Origin of the sequence: Bacillus solimangrovi (assembly GCF_001742425.1) — a bacterium.
GTDB classification, from domain to species: domain Bacteria; phylum Bacillota; class Bacilli; order Bacillales; family Bacillaceae_N; genus Bacillus_AV; species Bacillus_AV solimangrovi.
On sequence record NZ_MJEH01000041.1, the window covers coordinates 1 to 16,375 of the forward strand.

The window sequence follows — 16,375 nt, forward strand, 5'->3', positions numbered from 1 at the left end:
GTCGTATTAATGAATTAGATTTTTATATTGGCACACTCGCAATCATACTCGTAATAGAAGCAACACGGCGTGTAACAGGATGGGGACTTCCAATCTTAGCTATTATTTTCTTAATCTATGGTTTTTATACGAAACTCTCTATTTATCCACAATTAAATGAAAAAGTCATTTTCGCAACTGCAAAATCAATCATAAGTCACCTCGTCTTTATTACTGAGGGGATACTTGGTACTGCTATCGGTGTTTCTGCTAGTTATATTATTCTCTTTATCTTATTTGGGGCTTTCTTAAGTAAGTCTGGAATGGGACAGCTTTTCAATGATCTAGCATTAGCAATTGCAGGACATACGAAAGGTGGACCTGCAAAAGTAGCAGTCATTGCAAGTGGCATGCTTGGCTCCATTAATGGAGCAGCAGTCGCAAACGTCGTAACGACTGGAACGTTCACAATTCCTCTTATGAAAAAAATTGGATATAAACCGAATTTTGCAGGTGCTGTTGAATCAGCAGCAAGTGTCGGTGGACAAATTTTACCACCAATTATGGGAGCAGCAGCTTTCATAATGGCTGAAAACTTATCAATTGCTTATACGAAAATTATCTTAGCAGCGATAATCCCAGCTTTCCTCTTCTATCTCGGTGTTTTATTACAAGTACATTTTCGTGCATCAAAACGAAAGTTAGAAGGAATTGCTCGTTCAGAATTACCTTCAACGAAAGAAGTGCTTGCAGAACGTGGGCATCTGCTTATTCCGATGTTTATCTTATTAATCCTTTTATTTTCTGGAAAAACTCCATTATTTGCAGCATTTTGGTCAATCGTATCAACTATCTTCATTTCAGCATCAAAACGAACATTATTTGCTGTAACACCAATTATGATTTTCGTTTTATTCCAAGAACAAGCCCTTGCATTATTTGCAGATGGAGCGATACCTCGTGTCCGCGATGACCTATGGATATTAATTCTCATCGTCGTTTTTCCACTCTGTATTAACTTAATCCGTCAACGCTTGAACTTAGATGAACAATTATTAGAACTACATGATGTCAAAGATGCCCTAGAATCTGGTGTAAGAACTTCTCTTGGTGTAGCACTTGCTTGTGCATGTGTAGGAATTGTAGTTGGTATTGCAACATTGACTGGGGTCGCATTAGAGCTTGCAAACTCGATTGTTGCAATTGGTGAATCCGTTCAATCACCGTTACTTCAGCTTCTTATTACTCTGTTCTTCACAATGATCGCATCGATTATTCTTGGTATGGGACTTCCAAGTATCCCAACGTATATTATTACGAGTACGATGGCAGCACCAATTTTATTAAGCACCCCACTCTTTAGAGAGTTAGCAGGATCAAGTGAGCAAGCGATATTCATTGCCCATATGTTCGTCTTCTATTTCGGAATTTTCGCCAATATCACACCTCCAGTAGCACTTGCTGCATTTGCAGGCGCTGGTATAAGTGGAGGAGATCCGAATAAAACAGGTTTCCAAGCAATGAAACTGGCGATTGCAGGCTTTATAGTGCCGTTCATGTTCGTTTTCTCACCTGAAATGCTCATGCTTGATGCTACAGTAGGAAAAGTAATTATGATTCTCATAACGTCCATTCTTGGTGTTTTTATGCTCTCAGTTGGTGCTGAAGGCTATTTCCGTAATCCTGTAAAGTTCCCAATTCGTATCCTTGTTATTATAGGTGCTTTATTATTAATTACACCTGAAATCATTACTGATTCAATCGGAATGATCGCCTTTCTCGTTTTATTAATAACCAATTATAAAAGTAAACCGACCGATACAACATTACACACATAAACAAGCAAAGAAAAACTTCCATCAGTGGATTTCCCTTCATCCCCACTGATGGATCGTTGATCAAATCAGATCAACTTTGAAACGTAAGGAACTCCTCATAATAATAGATTGCTATTTGAAGTTTCAGAAAATTACCCTTGAAGAAAACCCTTTTTTTCCATAAAATGATAATATCCATTAAAACGGACTTGCTCATAAAGGGTAAAGCATATGCAGACTATTAGAGGGTTTGTAGTGTCAAATAAAGACATCGTACTTCAAAATCAACTAAACAACCTATTTACGATAGATTGTGGTGATATTTACTTAAGAGAATTTGCTGTTGAGGACGTAGATCATATTTACTCCATCTCTAATCAACCTGAAGTTTCAAAGTTTTTGCCTGATTGGAAGTCAACAAGAGAAAATCGGTTAGATTGGGTATCCAATTATGAAATTCCAGCAAATAAAGAATTTTCAAAAGCTGTAACAGGTACACCTAATGTGCAAGACCAATTTTTAAAACTAGGAATCCTTTTGAAAGATACGAATGAATTTATCGGTTGGTGCTGTACAGGAATTAAAGATGAATTGCCTGCTCCAAACCGAGAAATTATGTATGCTGTATCAAAGCACTACCAAAACAAAGGTTATGCCACAAAAGCGGCAAAAGGACTAGTAAACTACTTATTTGAAGAAACAAATGTTGGCGTACTTAATGCAATCGCACTTACTGAAAACCATGGATCAAATAAAGTGATCGAGAAGTGTGGGTTCAATTTTGTCAGTAAAATTGAAATCGATGATCAGTCTTACAATCATTACAAATTAAATAAATAAAATATAAATACCATAACTTTCGTCCCTACAATTATTGAAACAATGATATGAGAAAAGATAAGTTCTTTAAGGCACTATATTGAGAATTTCTCGATGTTCCGAATAACTAGGTTAAATCATATCGGACAAATAGAATGGGGTGACGGAATGAACAATCGGTGGAATCGGACAATTTATAAATTTGCGGCTCCTATATATGATAAGTTATTTAACAGTGGGCAATTTCTTAGAGCAAGAAAAGAAATATTTCAAGATACAAAGTTTACTAAAAATCAAAATATACTTTTCGTTGGAGTTGGAACTGGAGCAGATTTGGAATTAGTCAATCATAATGAATTACATATTACAGCAATCGACTATTCTGATGATATGCTTAATAAGGCTAGAAATAAATTTAAAGGCTCTTCCATACAATTTGCCAAAATGGATGCCCAACATATGAGCTTCAGTGATAATCATTTTGATTTAATTGTGGGCAGTCTTATTTTATCGGTTGTTCCTGATCCACATAAGTGCCTCAAAGAAATGTTAAGAGTCTTGAAGCCAGCAGGAGAAATTATCGTTTTCGACAAATTTACTCCAAAAGACAAAGAGCTTTCTCCTATGAAAAAAGCAATTAGACCGGTCATTAAATTATTAGGCACTGACATCGGAGTAAACTTTGAAAAACTATGCGAAAACTACAAAGACCAATTATTCGTAACAGAAGATGCTCCCGTAATGTTTAATGGCATGTATAGAAAAATCATTGTCAAGAAAATTGAAGCGAGCTTCTAAGCAAAAGAAGTTCGCTTCATTTTATTTAAAAATTAACTTTATCATTTAGTATAGTATTTATTCATATACTCGATCTCACTCAATTGTTTAACCTAATTAACTAACTAAACCTCGTAAGAAAGCTTCATCTTAGTTCCTAGTATGACCTCTTCAAGTTCAAGCACATTATTAACGATGAAGGTTGGATTATGTTCGATTAGCTCTTCTTTGTTTCCATATCCGTACGTCACAGCAATTGAATGTATCTGTTGTTTATTAGAGCCAATAATATCATGCTTTCGATCCCCTATCATGATGCAATTCTCTTTTTCTAATTTATTGGAAACCAATACATGTTCAATCACTTCTGCTTTATTTATTCGTCTTCCATCCAACTCACTGCCTACAATCCCATCAAACAAACCTTCTAGCTCAAACATGTTTATAATTTCAACGGCAAATACAGTCGGTTTTGATGTCGCAACAAACAAACGCTTTCCTTCGTTTTTCAACCTACTTAATAGCTCTTTCATCTCATCATATAAAAGATTTTCATAGAGCCCACGCTCTTTAAAATATTCTCTGTAGTAACCAATTGCTTGTTCAACCTGGGCATCTGTAAAAGAAAAAATTTCTTTAAAACTAACTTGTAGCGGTGGACCAATAAAAGATAGTAATTTCGCTTCAGTTACCTCTTCAATGCCCATTTTCTGAAGCGCATGTTGAAGTGAGTTAATAATTCCTTCTTTCGGATCACTGATCGTTCCATCTAAATCAAATAAAATATTATGATAAGTACTCATCTATTACTTCTCCTCCAAATAAATTCATTCATGCTTATCAAAATCTAATTCTCATATAAAAGAACCTTATTCCTTGCTATTTAAGGCTCTCTTTCACTACGGTTTTGTATTAAAAAACGCTGTGATCATTTTTGATTGATATGAAGATTGACAGCTGTGATCATTATGTTCAATTTCGCTTGTTAACTGATCGAGCCTCTGTTGTAATTCAATCCGATCTATTTCATCTATCCTAAATTGAACACCATATTCGTAATACCCTTTATGCCCGCGTTTCCATTCAACCGTACCACGAACAGACAACTGTTCTGTTGTAAACGTAAGCACAATCTCAGGGTGAACAGGCATATCGACATTGGAGTAGAAGTGCAAACCACCAAGTCCTATATCAGCTATTAATATTTTAGAGCTTCCTAATTGAACGGCTTTTCCTTTGAAAGAGGATATTGTCATCTCTCCCTGAAGTAAACTCGGAAATTCCACCCTAAAATACTTCCTGCGTTTCATCACTTGTTGCTTACGTTCACTTTGCTCTGCTGGTTCTAGGCGACCTAGTTGCATATAATCCATTAAACGTTCCGACTTAACTGGCTTTGAGAAGATAAACCCTTGAATATTCGAGCATTCAATTTGTCTTAGAAATTCTAACTGTTCAATCGTCTCAACACCTTCTGCGATAATGGGAATATTTAATTCCTTACCTAAGTAGACGAGTGCTTTGACGATGCTTTTCGAGCGATTTTCTTTCATCATTTGATTAATAAAGGATCGGTCGATTTTCAAACAATCCAGATTCAGTACACTTACCAATGCCATTGATGAATAACCTGTTCCAACGTCATCTAATGAAAACAAGAAACCTTCTTCACTTAATTGCTTTATGACACTTTTAGCTAGGGCTTCATTTTCGATTACCGAGCGCTCTGTTAACTCGAACTTAATCCATTTTGGTTCGATGCCTGCATTTCTAACCGTTTCCAGTGTATTTTCGATGAAATTAGCACGTAATAATCGATTAGGAGAAAGATTCACTGAAATAGGAAGAAGCTCTACCCCTGCTTTCTTCCATTCATTTAATTGGTTACACACCGTTTTCAATACCCAATTCTCGATACTCCAAATCATCCCATTGCTTTCTGCTAAAGGAATAAATACGCCAGGAGAGACGTTACCCCAATCTCGGTTGCTCCAACGGATCAAAGCTTCCATTCCGATTAATAGTCCATCACTGGCTGTTACGATAGGCTGATATTCTAAGTAGAATTCCTCTGCTTCTAACGCTCTACGTAAATCGTGTCCAAGGACGAACATTTTATATGCTTCGATGCTCATAGATGAAGCGTACATCTTCCACTTATCTCCTCCAGCTTCCTTTGCACGTGTCAAAGCAATATCAGCATTGTTTAGCAAAGAGTACACATCCGTCCCATCATTCGGGAAGATACTGACCCCCATGCTAGTTGTTATATATAACTTGAAATCTTCAATTAGAATTTCTCTTCTTAGCGTTTCAACAATCGAATTCGATAAATGATAGATGTCATCGTCACTCTGAGCTCCTGAATGAAATAATGCGAATTCATCGCCTCGTGTTCTTGCTACGAACACATCTCTATTTGATAGAACACGTAACCGCTGTGCAACTGCGTTTAACATTTTATCACCAATTTTATAGCCTAAATTATCATTAATATGTTTGAATTTATCAAGATCTAAAAAGAATACAGCTAGCTTCTCATTACGCTCTTTCGCTTGAGCAATTGCTTGTTCAAGTTTCTGTTCAAATGTCCAACGGTTCGGTAAACCTGTCAAATAATCATACATCGTTATTTGCTCTAATTTCTCTTCTAGTTGTTTCTTAGAAGTAATATCTTCAATTACACCATCAATTCTAATAACATCACCTAATTCGTTCTGTACAGGGATCGTTTGCTCTTCAATCCAACGAACTTCCCCATTTGAATGATAGATACGATATTGAATACTTGTCTGTTCACCTTTTACTAATCGCTTTCTGCGTTCTTCAATCTTAATGTGGTCTTCAGGAAAGATAATCTCTTCCCACAATCCGATATTCTCTTCAAACTCCACAACCGTATATCCAACCAGTTTCTCGATCGCGTTAGAGCAATGTATCACTCGATTATGAATCATATCAATTGACCAGAATGCGATATCCAAATTATGATACATCGATTGAAAATGTGCTTCGATTTCTTTTAGTTGCTTCTTATCATCCGTTGTTATTTCTGTTATATCCTTTGTCACACCATATAAGCCAATGACATCTCCATCAACGATAATTGGACAATGTGTCATGTATACCGAAACAAGCTCACCACTCTTGTGTAAGGCTTCAGATTCGAATTGAACGACTTCTCCATTCAAAGCTCTATTAAGTTGACTTAACACGCTAGGCTGACTATTCTCTGAGAGGAAAAATTCGAACTTATTTGCATATTCCAAAAATTCATCATTTGAGTATCCTAACAACCGTTCCACTTTGTCATTACAGTATAAAAAATTTCGTTCTGTATCTAATATGTGAATAAAATGAGGATAATAGTTAAACATCGCTTTCAGCGCATCAATCGAATTAAGCACATCTATCTGCTTGTCGTTAGATTCCTGCCCAATCTGAGTAAGTCTTTCAAACAGATCTTTCAACACTTGCGCATCACCCTTTTTATATAAAGTGAACCTTCTATCAGTATAGAATATTCTTCCCCCTACACTGATGGTTATTTGAACCAACCCAACCAACACTCATGATTAGGAGTGTAAATGGCATAAACATGAACATAAAAAAAGCCACTCTCTTCAATAAAAACACAAGCAATCGTTGTACAATATATGCTTCAATACTTCAAGAAAACACAGATTTGTAACTGAAGGAAATGTATCAACATAGAAGGCTTTTTAAGGATATCTTTTATAGTTCAAGAATGACTTAACACGATCATAATAGTTTTATTTCTATTACTATTATAATATGTGGAAATTCTAGTTAATAGAGTAAACTAGTTAATTTTATGTTTTTTAGTTACTTTATGGATATAAAGTAACATCTAACATCTTTTTCAATATTTCGTTCTCATGTTAGAAGAATCTATAACTGCATCCATATTCACATTTTTGTCCAAATAAAAGAACGAGCCCGAAGATCTTTATCCCTCAAGCCCATCCAATATGATTATTCTCATTTTTTCGTTTAATCTTCCATTTTAGATTTGATCTCTGCCAATAGGTTAATTTGCCAATTTTGCCTCTCAACAATACGATTAGCATGTTTTTCTATCGTTGCTACGATCCACCACGTTGAAAGAAGTATTATTAGTGCTAATATATACACGACTATCCCACCTGTACAACTACGTTTAGTAAGGTTAAGCATTCCAGCGTCATAATTTAGACGAGAACTTTTCGTTTTAATTCTTCATTTACTGCTTTTCGACATTTCCAAAGGTGACGATATACCTCTTCTCTATCTATTAATCTTTCTTGAATATCAGAATACGTATCTCCTTTTCCATGTAAGGACCACTGTTCATCCTTTTTCATTAATGTCCAGAATCCACTTCGATTATAATCAACAAAAACAAAATACCATTTTTGATTGTCGACATCGTATTGAGCTATTCGGTCAAATTCATTTAAAAATTTCTCAATATCCCTTCTCGTTCGAATTGTTCTCAACATCACCATTCCTTTCTATGTTATATCCCAAATAGACTCGCTCACTCTTTCTCTATTTTTCTACTTTCCACTTCCTCTTAGAAAATCCTTCTAAACGGTCAAGATTTTACATTTCTTTCTCATTTTTTCTCATAAAATTAAACTTATTGATGTAAAGTACAGAATTTTTTTCTTCCAGTTGAACCAATCTAATTATGACTGACAACACCTCATCAACAAAAAAAAACCCTCTAAGGCAATAAAACTCTTAGAAGGGATGTTATCTTATTATTCTTTTGTTGCAGCAACTTCTTTCTTTGCTTGCTTCCTTTTATTTCGATAGTGCAGTACAAATGTAGCTGCAAACGTTAAAATTAACACACCGAAAAATGTTGAATGTTCAACATGGAAGCCAAACACACTTGCGAACATTTTCAATGCTATAATTGCAATTAAGATAAACGCTGTATTCTCAAGTTCTGGAACCTTCTCAATTAAAACGATAAAGACTCCAGCAACTGTTCGCATCATAATAATTCCAAGCATTCCACCAACTAAAAGAATCCACACTTCTTCAGATATAGCGAGTGCAGCCAAAATACTATCTGCTGAGAATGCGATATCCATTAATTCTACTGCTATGACAGTTCCCCAAAACATACCGAATGTACGGACGAGCCAGCCATCTTTCTTCATTCCCTTAGCTTCATCGCCCCCACCTTTTTTAGAGAAATGGGCGTATACGAGCCATGCAAGATATGCCGCTCCGAATATTTTCAACCACCAGAACTTTATCAAATATGTCCCAAGTCCGATGAATAAGAATCGAAAGAAATATGCTCCCATCAATCCGTAAGTAAGTGCCCTTTTTCGCTGTTTTTCTGGCAAGTGTTTCACCATAACCGCTAGAACTAACGCATTATCTGCTGATAATAACCCTTCCAAAATGACCAGCGTTCCGATAAATCCCCATGAAACTGGATCAGATAATACTTCAACCCATGCTTGCCAATCAAAAAAGAGCGCATATGTTTCGATAATACTTCTTAAAATTTCCAATCAAATTCCTCCCAAACTACATGTCACATCATGATGTTCCGTTAGCACATGACACAACGACAGCTATATAGCTATGTAACAATCATGACAACTATTAGACCTCTATTTTCTTTACTATTGTTATTAATAGATGTAATGTTTTCACCTTACATTCAGCTAACGACACTATACCATACTTTCACTCAAAAATACTAAATCTATCATTAGCCACATTTTGTAATTAACAGATCAATCAGACTATTAAAGGCTACACACTTTGCACACCTTTTAATTGATTTAATTAAAAAAGCAACACACCTTACTCGTGCTGCTTAACTTTCTCCAATGATATTTCCACCTTCACCATAGGCTTTTACTTTAATCGGCATCGTTAATTGTCCATCTTTGTTCGCTACATACCATAATGATAAGTCACCATCGATTCGAATTCGGTTCGCTTGGATATTCCCTTCACTTTCAACAACAACCGATTGAACAGAATCATCCGCTAACCCATATATAAGTGCCACACTCTGATCAGTAACTTCACTTCCATGCCATGTGAACAATTCTCCATCCTCTATTTGCTTAAACAACTGAGGTGCACCTGTAATTTCAAGCGCTTTATTCCCCGCATCATTTAATATTGCCACCATCAAATCCTTCTGGTCATTCTCATAAAAAACGAGCGGCACCTCTGCATCAAAGTGATACGCAATCTGACAACTCTCATCAGCATGCGATACGAGCACACATAACTTATCCTTAAACGTTAGCGGCTCTTTTTTCTGACATCCCACGAGTGCCAGCATTGTAATTAATAGCAACAACAACATTTTCTTCATTCAATCCATCACTCCTATATCATCTCGTACTCCATTATAAAGTGAAACTTCCATCAATGGGGGTTTTTCTTCATCCTCGACTGATGGTTAGTTAAATCAATCAGATAATTACTGACGGTTACTATCACAAAGGTATGACAAAAGCCTTCTCCCATTTAAACTTCGTTGACTTTTTTATGTTTTGAAGTGGGGGTCTTAGCGTCAGTTGACACGTTAATAAGTAAAGCTTCCATTAGTAAAAATTGCCCAATTAAAAAATGACTAACGCTCATTACAATACGCTTATAACTAAGATCCATGCTAAAAAAACATTGGACTGTCACAAGCAAACCCAGTTACAGCATATGTTATAAAAGTGAAACTCCCATTAGGTTGAACGTTCAGCTTCTACTATTAGATAGTTGAATCAATATGGGCAATACTCACATATTAAGGAGGTTCATATGTATCCCTACTATCCTTATATCCATCACAATGGATATTATCATTACGTAGCTTATCCTTATATTCACAATCCAAATTATTATAATTATTATAACGATTACATGCAACGTCAACAAGTCATACAAGGGCAAGCAACATGGACAGAAGGTGGGCCCGTCACGAAATGTGGAATTGCATGGTCAGATTTTCTCTATATGACGGCTGCTGTTGGAACAAATACATCTTATCAGTGTGGACAGTCTCTCAAGGTCAAAACCCTTTCCCCACAATTACCTAGAGAAATTATTGTGACTGTTGTCGATCAAGTCGAATCCTATCCAGCAAACAAAATCAACCTTCACAAAAAGGCCTTTGAAGCACTAGGCGTAAATCCGAGCGTAGGTATTATTAATGTCGAAATTATCCCATCGCCTATCCTTTCACAAGAAAAATGGGGCGAATATTTATTAGGGATCACACAATCTGCTTACCCAGGATATGATGTAATTGATTATGGCTTTGTTGAAAAAAAGGAAGTAGCTCCTTCACGAATCAGAGAAACGTTCTTGTTTGAACTGAAGTCTGAACAAAAAGAATTACAGATCCGCGCAAATGTAATCTATAATCCAAACACGAATAGAGTTATATCCTATTCTATTAAAGAAGTTCAATGAAAGAAAACTTCCATTAATGGGAGCTTTCTTTCTTCTCCTCAAATGGAAGTTTCACAATTCTTATTAATGTGCTGGGAAGAACACCATCTGAATAATAAAGATCACTCCAAACACATATAAAATTGGATGAACTTGCTTCGCTTTACCACTTACAACTTTCATTAATGGATACGTAATGAATCCGATCGCAATACCTGTTGCGATACTTGAAGTTAATGGCATCGTTAAGATAATCGCGAACGCAGGAAACGCCTCATCGAACACTTTCCAATCAACCTTCGCCAAGCCTTCCATCATGTAACAACCAACGATAATCAATACTGGAGCTGTAATCGCAGGTAGTGATGAAATCGCTGAAACAAATGGTGAGAAAAACAATGCGATGATGAACAAAACTCCAACAACTAGCGACGTTAATCCTGAACGTCCTCCAACCGCTACACCAGATGATGATTCAATGTATGCACTTGATGGACTCGTTCCAAATGTTGAACCGACAATCGTAGCAAGTGCATCCGCCATCAATGCTGGCTTCGCTCTAGGAAACGTTCCATCTTTCATTAAACCAGCTTGCTCTGCAACTCCAATCATCGTACCTGTAGTATCAAAGATTGTCACCAATAAAAATGCAAATACAACCGTATAGAGACCATTCGAGAACACACCGCCAATATCTAAGTCAAAAAACACAGGTGTCGGTGGAGCAGATACGATTCCATCAAACTGTAATAGTCCAACGAAATAACCAACAATAGCCGTTACGAGCATACCGATAAATAATGCTCCTTGCACGTTACGCGCAATCAAAATCAATGTGATAAACAAACCGAGTAAAGATAATAACGTTACAGGTTGATGTAAGTCTCCAAATGCTACGAGTGTTGCTTCATTTGCTACAACAATGCCAGACATCTTCAATCCAATAAATGCAATAAATAACCCAATTCCTGATGTAATACCATATTTCAATGAAGCAGGAATCGCTTCAATTAATGTCTCACGCAACTTCGTAAAGCTTAATAAAAAGAAAATAAGTCCTGCTAAAAAGACTGCTCCGAATACCGATTCATACGTAACACCTTGTGTCGCTACGACACTCGTAAAATATGCATTCATGCCCATCCCAGGTGCAATTGCAATCGGATAATTTGCAAACAACGCCATTATTAATGTTCCAACTACTGCCGCAATAATCGTTGCCACAAACACTTGCTCAAACGGTACTCCTGCTGCAGAAAGAATCGCAGGGTTAACGATAATTATATATACCATCGTCAGAAATGTCGTAATGCCTGCCATCACTTCTGTTCTCACATTCGTTCCTAACCCCTGCAAATTAAAAAATCTTTCCATTTGAAAATCCTCCTTAAAATAAAAAATTCCAAACTGTAAATGGATACAATAAATACACCCATTCGTAGTTAGGAATTAACGGTTCCTTGTAGAAACTCCCAGACCAAATTACTGAGAATATACGAATCAATTTATATTTTTTCAAGACAAACGTTATATTAAACGAACATTAAACTAAAGTCAATTAAAAAATGTTCGTTTTTAAAACACTCATAAACAACTGTATACGAATCCCTTTAAATACTCTTTAGCACATGATTCAGATCAACTGTTCACTTCTAATCGCTGATAAAAATTGAGTAACCACCAAAAAATATATTAAAAAACTCCACAGTCTCTCACTTTTTCGATAAAAAAGGTGAGAAACTATGGAGTTACAATTCATATTTTGACTTTTTAAGCCTTATCTTCCAGATTGAAAGAGTAGACGATTATGTAATTTTATTTCGATATTTTAAGACAATCTGAATTGTTAAACTGGCACTTACTAATATAGAGATCATTAGTAAAATACGTTCCTGATTAGACAAAAACGAATAACTTATACTAAACCAAAAAATAGAGCTTAGAAAGTTTGAAACGAATAATGTCCCCCAAACGACTTCTTTAATCTTTTTGTATAATGCACTACCTACTAAATACTTAATATATATAAAACACAAGATGCCTATTCCTAATATAAATATCAATGATTCCATAAATGGCAATGAAACAGACTCTTCCCATGAGGCATTCACAAAAACCAAATTAGCAAAAAATATCAGATTAAATACAATGACAAAAAGTAAAATATAAAAGAAGAATACTCATTCACTTACATAAATCACTGGGAGTAAAATTTTTTTAATAACATTTCACCTTCCATGTACAATTCATAGTCTTAAAGATAACTTAACTTTGATCGTTGATGAACAGTCTTTCACTATTTGTATGTTGATTTTAACATAAAATTACAACTATCCTTTAGACTCACCCAATTACCTTTGATACATATGGAATTAAAAAACTAGATTATAAACAATATTTATTGTAACTATCGTTGTCACAAGTTTCATTTTGTGTTGTATCTATTTAATACTAAAAAGAACTTACCTTCACTCAAATGAAAAAGCCAGCATTTAGTATGCTGACTCTTTCGCAACGATCATTTGTATTTCCTTTACAACCGTATTATTTATCTAAACACTTACTAAACCTTTATTAATAAAAATATCCAACAACCTCTACATCAATCTCTGCATCTGAATCAACAGCAATCCATGAACCATAATTTGGTGTCATTTCTAACAAATACGCATCGATTGAATTAGCTTTTACGTACATCAGTCCACTATGATGAACAGAACGAGGATCCTCACCTTTTGCATTTACTGAAGCAGCTGTCCCAAGGTGAATATAATTTTCATTGATAGAGAACTTGAAGTTGCTACCTCCTATATGTTTCCCTGTCACATTCACTAAATACCCTTTCGGCTCATCCCTAAAATCTCTCGTTTGTAGAGTTACTCGTGACGTGCGCTCATCTGTTACCGAAGGTGATGCTACTGCGACAGGCGTATCAAACTTCTCATAAAACAAATCATTACTTGAAGCAGCATCTTCTGCAAAATATCCTATTACCTTAACGTTATAGCTTGGTACGTTTCCATCTTGATCTTCTTTATCGTCCCAAGCACCTACTTCGATATCAACCGATATTCTAGAAGGATCATTATTCTTTGCTGGTACAAATACGACATTACTATGCTTCGGATTAAATTTTGCACCTGCTTCAAGCCCTAACGCATGTGTAGCTGATGTTCCTAATTCTGAATTGGACGTATCATTCAATTTTATTCTAACTTTATTTGATGTCACTCTATTCGCATCGACTTGAACGAGATAACCCCTTGCATCGTTTATACCCGTATCAAATGAATATGAACCAGTTGTCGCATATTTAACATTATGTTCATACGGAGTGAATTTCGATGATTGGTCAGTTCGCTCAAAGTAACCTATAAGGTTAACAGAAGTACCTTCTCCAAAGTATTTATTTGATGTTTTAAATGACAAATCTTTACTTGAAACTACCATTGTCGTATTATGTGTAGGTCGCTTTTCTGGAATACGAGTAATTAGCTTAACTGAAGAGATCTTATTATTAAAATCTACTGCACTTAAATCAGGGATATCATCTACTACCGGTAAGAAATCTCCACCATAGTTTGTTTCATCATATGCGATTAATCCAATCTCAGGTAGCGGATTAAGAACTCTCACTGAGCTGAACTTGTTACTCCAATCACTGCCTATGTTATCCTCACCAATAATGTAATCTTGGTACGAACCAGAATAGTTCTTACCAGTATAGAAGCGATACACCACTCCATAATAGAACTTAATAGCCACTATCTTATTATTAAAATCTCTCGTTCCTGAACTTTTCCCTTTATAGATAACGTCCTTAAAGCTACTCAAATCAGAAATTGAGCTATCAATCACTGCATAGTTACCATTGTCTTTATAAATAATGATCTTTGATAGTCTATCGCTGTTATTCTTTACTTTAATTGATGATACTTCGTCAAATTTATCAATATACTCGTTTATTTCATTATTAGACATACTCGTAAATCCTGGTGATATAGAGTGATACAAAAGTTCATTTTTATAATCTTTTCCCTTATAAAGTTTAAACGTTGGACAATCATCTTCAGTGCAAATAAGTTGAACATGAGAAACCTTATTATTCAAACTATCGAGATCTTGTAGCGGTATATAGTTATCCTTATTCTGCTTATATAATTTATTGTCATCTTTTCCTAAAACATCCCAGAGCTGTATGTTGGTGAAATAGTTCATATCTTCTCCGCCAATTACTTCAAATGAAGATGCTTTATTGTTGAAGTATCCAGATATATCTTTATAACCATGAACATCGACATAATCTGAACCATAACTATTAGTATTCTTATTTGCTACTTTATTATTATATAGTCTAACGAATGGCTTACCTGATTGACCAATTATGCGTACTGATGATGCACGATCATTCATGTCTGTATCAGTAATATCTTTATCAGAACCTGTTAATGCTAGAACATCATCTTTCCCTCTATAATCGTACTTATTGTATAAGACGATCCCACTGCCAGAGTCGTCTTGTTTAAATTTCACCGAGCTAGCTTTATTACTTAGACTATCAATCGCCCCACTTCGCAGATCAGAGACAGAACTTGTTAAATTAATTTGATCTGAGTCATAATTTTTATCCCTAAACAAAGAATATCGTGTAGCAGCTCCTCTATATTCTGTAGGCTGATTGTTTACCCCTAAATACACCTTTTGATTCCCAACCTTTGCTCGATGCATATTAGAAGTTGTTTTTGTATCTTTTACTTCAAAAACAAACGCCTCTGCTGTCGGATAATCTTGTGATAGAGTATCAATACGATCGGTTACATCCTTCACATTATTTAAAGGAACATATCCTAACCCTCTAACACTTTCACCTTCTGGAGTAAGAATATATGTCGTCGTTATTTCGCCATTTACTGCTCTTACTTCAATTTCAGCATTTTGGTAAGTAAGATCTAGTAATTCAACTTGATTAGGAGACTCATAAATACCATCAATTTCTCCTTTCTCATCCTCATCAATGAGATCAATTGTTTTCGCTTCACCAGTTATTGTACGGACCTTAGCTTTCACATAATCAATTGAAGAACCATTTTCAAATATGCTTGCAACAACTCGTTTACCACCTTCCTCATAGAAGGCATATTGAACAAATGGAGAGCCATTAAGATCGGTTTTTTCTATTATAATATCCATATCAGGTCGTAATTCGATCTCAAACAAGTCATCCGCTTGTTGGAGAATATCATAGTCATCATCATTTTCTGATAACATGAATATTCTCCAATCATTATTTACTTCTTCACCATCAATTAGAAACTTCCCATCAACAACTTCCGCATCAAGCACAAGCTTAAGTGCATCACCTAACGTTGTTTCAGGATTACTTGATGCATAAGAACGCCTTGGGTCATTTGCATACACTTTGAAGTTTTTTTCTCCCTTGTCTGGATGTACATACGTAATACTTGCTGATACAGCATCAATTGCTACCTTATATTTGTTCCAGTCATCCAAATATGGGTCTCCATTTGTTCAATATGCCTTCTATG

At 35.5% G+C, this 16,375-nt stretch carries 13 protein-coding genes and 1 riboswitch; of the genes, 4 read left to right on the forward strand and 9 right to left on the reverse strand.

All coding sequences use genetic code 11. The annotated features are described in order from the left end of the window. The 3 genes from BFG57_RS13440 to BFG57_RS13450 all read left to right on the forward strand — a co-directional run. Positions 1–1,817, forward strand: a 1,817-nt coding sequence (locus BFG57_RS13440; protein ID WP_069718015.1) for a TRAP transporter permease, incomplete at its 5' end; no start/stop codon positions are given. 210 nt (positions 1,818–2,027) lie between these two features. Then, the gene (locus BFG57_RS13445) at positions 2,028–2,636 is read left to right on the forward strand and encodes a GNAT family N-acetyltransferase (protein ID WP_083249268.1); all 609 of its coding nucleotides are present in this window, start codon (positions 2,028–2,030) and stop codon (positions 2,634–2,636) included. Positions 2,637–2,783: 147 nt separating this feature from the next. Then, positions 2,784–3,413, forward strand: coding sequence for a class I SAM-dependent methyltransferase (locus tag BFG57_RS13450; RefSeq protein ID WP_069718025.1), 630 nt, complete (start codon positions 2,784–2,786; stop codon positions 3,411–3,413). A 104-nt stretch (positions 3,414–3,517) separates the two neighbouring features. Here BFG57_RS13450 and BFG57_RS13455 read toward each other — a convergent pair whose 3' ends face one another. The 6 genes from BFG57_RS13455 to BFG57_RS13475 all read right to left on the reverse strand — a co-directional run bounded on the left by BFG57_RS13455 (position 3,518) and on the right by BFG57_RS13475 (position 9,753). Further along, positions 3,518–4,195: an HAD family hydrolase gene (locus BFG57_RS13455; RefSeq protein WP_069718016.1), complete on the reverse strand. Its 678-nt coding sequence runs from the start codon at positions 4,193–4,195 to the stop codon at positions 3,518–3,520. A 96-nt stretch (positions 4,196–4,291) separates the two neighbouring features. Continuing rightward, positions 4,292–6,865, reverse strand: a complete 2,574-nt coding sequence (locus BFG57_RS13460) for an EAL domain-containing protein (RefSeq protein ID WP_069718017.1) — start codon at positions 6,863–6,865, stop codon at positions 4,292–4,294. A 541-nt stretch (positions 6,866–7,406) separates the two neighbouring features. Further along, positions 7,407–7,547 carry a hypothetical protein gene (locus tag BFG57_RS19060; protein WP_175428359.1) on the reverse strand — a complete coding sequence of 47 codons (141 nt, stop codon included), beginning with the start codon at positions 7,545–7,547 and terminating at the stop codon, positions 7,407–7,409. Positions 7,548–7,603: 56 nt separating this feature from the next. Beyond that, positions 7,604–7,894 carry a hypothetical protein gene (locus BFG57_RS13465; RefSeq protein WP_069718018.1) on the reverse strand — a complete coding sequence of 97 codons (291 nt, stop codon included), beginning with the start codon at positions 7,892–7,894 and terminating at the stop codon, positions 7,604–7,606. Positions 7,895–8,158: 264 nt separating this feature from the next. Next, positions 8,159–8,929 carry a TerC family protein gene (locus tag BFG57_RS13470; protein ID WP_069718019.1) on the reverse strand — a complete coding sequence of 257 codons (771 nt, stop codon included), beginning with the start codon at positions 8,927–8,929 and terminating at the stop codon, positions 8,159–8,161. 311 nt (positions 8,930–9,240) lie between these two features. Further along, positions 9,241–9,753, reverse strand: a complete 513-nt coding sequence (locus tag BFG57_RS13475) for a hypothetical protein (protein ID WP_069718020.1) — start codon at positions 9,751–9,753, stop codon at positions 9,241–9,243. Positions 9,754–10,196: 443 nt separating this feature from the next. On the opposite strand from BFG57_RS13475, the gene BFG57_RS13480 reads away from it, so the two are divergent. Next, a complete protein-coding gene (locus tag BFG57_RS13480; protein ID WP_069718021.1) occupies positions 10,197–10,850 on the forward strand; it encodes a DUF3889 domain-containing protein in 654 nt (217 codons plus the stop codon). 63 nt (positions 10,851–10,913) lie between these two features. Here the strand turns inward: BFG57_RS13480 and BFG57_RS13485 are convergent, their stop codons facing one another. The 3 genes from BFG57_RS13485 to BFG57_RS13490 all read right to left on the reverse strand — a co-directional run bounded on the left by BFG57_RS13485 (position 10,914) and on the right by BFG57_RS13490 (position 16,340). Beyond that, positions 10,914–12,203: an NCS2 family permease gene (locus BFG57_RS13485; RefSeq protein WP_069718022.1), complete on the reverse strand. Its 1,290-nt coding sequence runs from the start codon at positions 12,201–12,203 to the stop codon at positions 10,914–10,916. Positions 12,204–12,248: 45 nt separating this feature from the next. Beyond that, a riboswitch (purine riboswitch) is annotated at positions 12,249–12,348 on the reverse strand. Between the two features lie 286 nt (positions 12,349–12,634). Continuing rightward, positions 12,635–12,901, reverse strand: coding sequence for a hypothetical protein (locus BFG57_RS19160; protein WP_217627933.1), 267 nt, complete (start codon positions 12,899–12,901; stop codon positions 12,635–12,637). A gap of 502 nt (positions 12,902–13,403) precedes the next feature. Next, entirely contained in the window at positions 13,404–16,340 is a 2,937-nt protein-coding gene (locus tag BFG57_RS13490) for a beta/gamma crystallin domain-containing protein (protein WP_069718023.1), read from the reverse strand. Positions 16,341–16,375 lie beyond the last annotated feature (35 nt).

Excerpts from the sequence above, each read along its gene's own strand:
- BFG57_RS13445 (WP_083249268.1), top strand. The coding sequence starts at position 2,028 with ATGCAGACTATTAGAGGGTTTGTAGTGTCAAATAAAGACATCGTACTT.
- BFG57_RS13450 (WP_069718025.1), top strand. The coding sequence starts at position 2,784 with ATGAACAATCGGTGGAATCGGACAATTTATAAATTTGCGGCTCCTATA.
- BFG57_RS13455 (WP_069718016.1), bottom strand. The coding sequence starts at position 4,195 with ATGAGTACTTATCATAATATTTTATTTGATTTAGATGGAACGATCAGT.
- BFG57_RS13465 (WP_069718018.1), bottom strand. The coding sequence starts at position 7,894 with ATGTTGAGAACAATTCGAACGAGAAGGGATATTGAGAAATTTTTAAAT.
- BFG57_RS13475 (WP_069718020.1), bottom strand. The coding sequence starts at position 9,753 with ATGAAGAAAATGTTGTTGTTGCTATTAATTACAATGCTGGCACTCGTG.
- BFG57_RS13480 (WP_069718021.1), top strand. The coding sequence starts at position 10,197 with ATGTATCCCTACTATCCTTATATCCATCACAATGGATATTATCATTAC.
- BFG57_RS13485 (WP_069718022.1), bottom strand. The coding sequence starts at position 12,203 with ATGGAAAGATTTTTTAATTTGCAGGGGTTAGGAACGAATGTGAGAACA.
- BFG57_RS19160 (WP_217627933.1), bottom strand. The coding sequence starts at position 12,901 with ATGGAATCATTGATATTTATATTAGGAATAGGCATCTTGTGTTTTATA.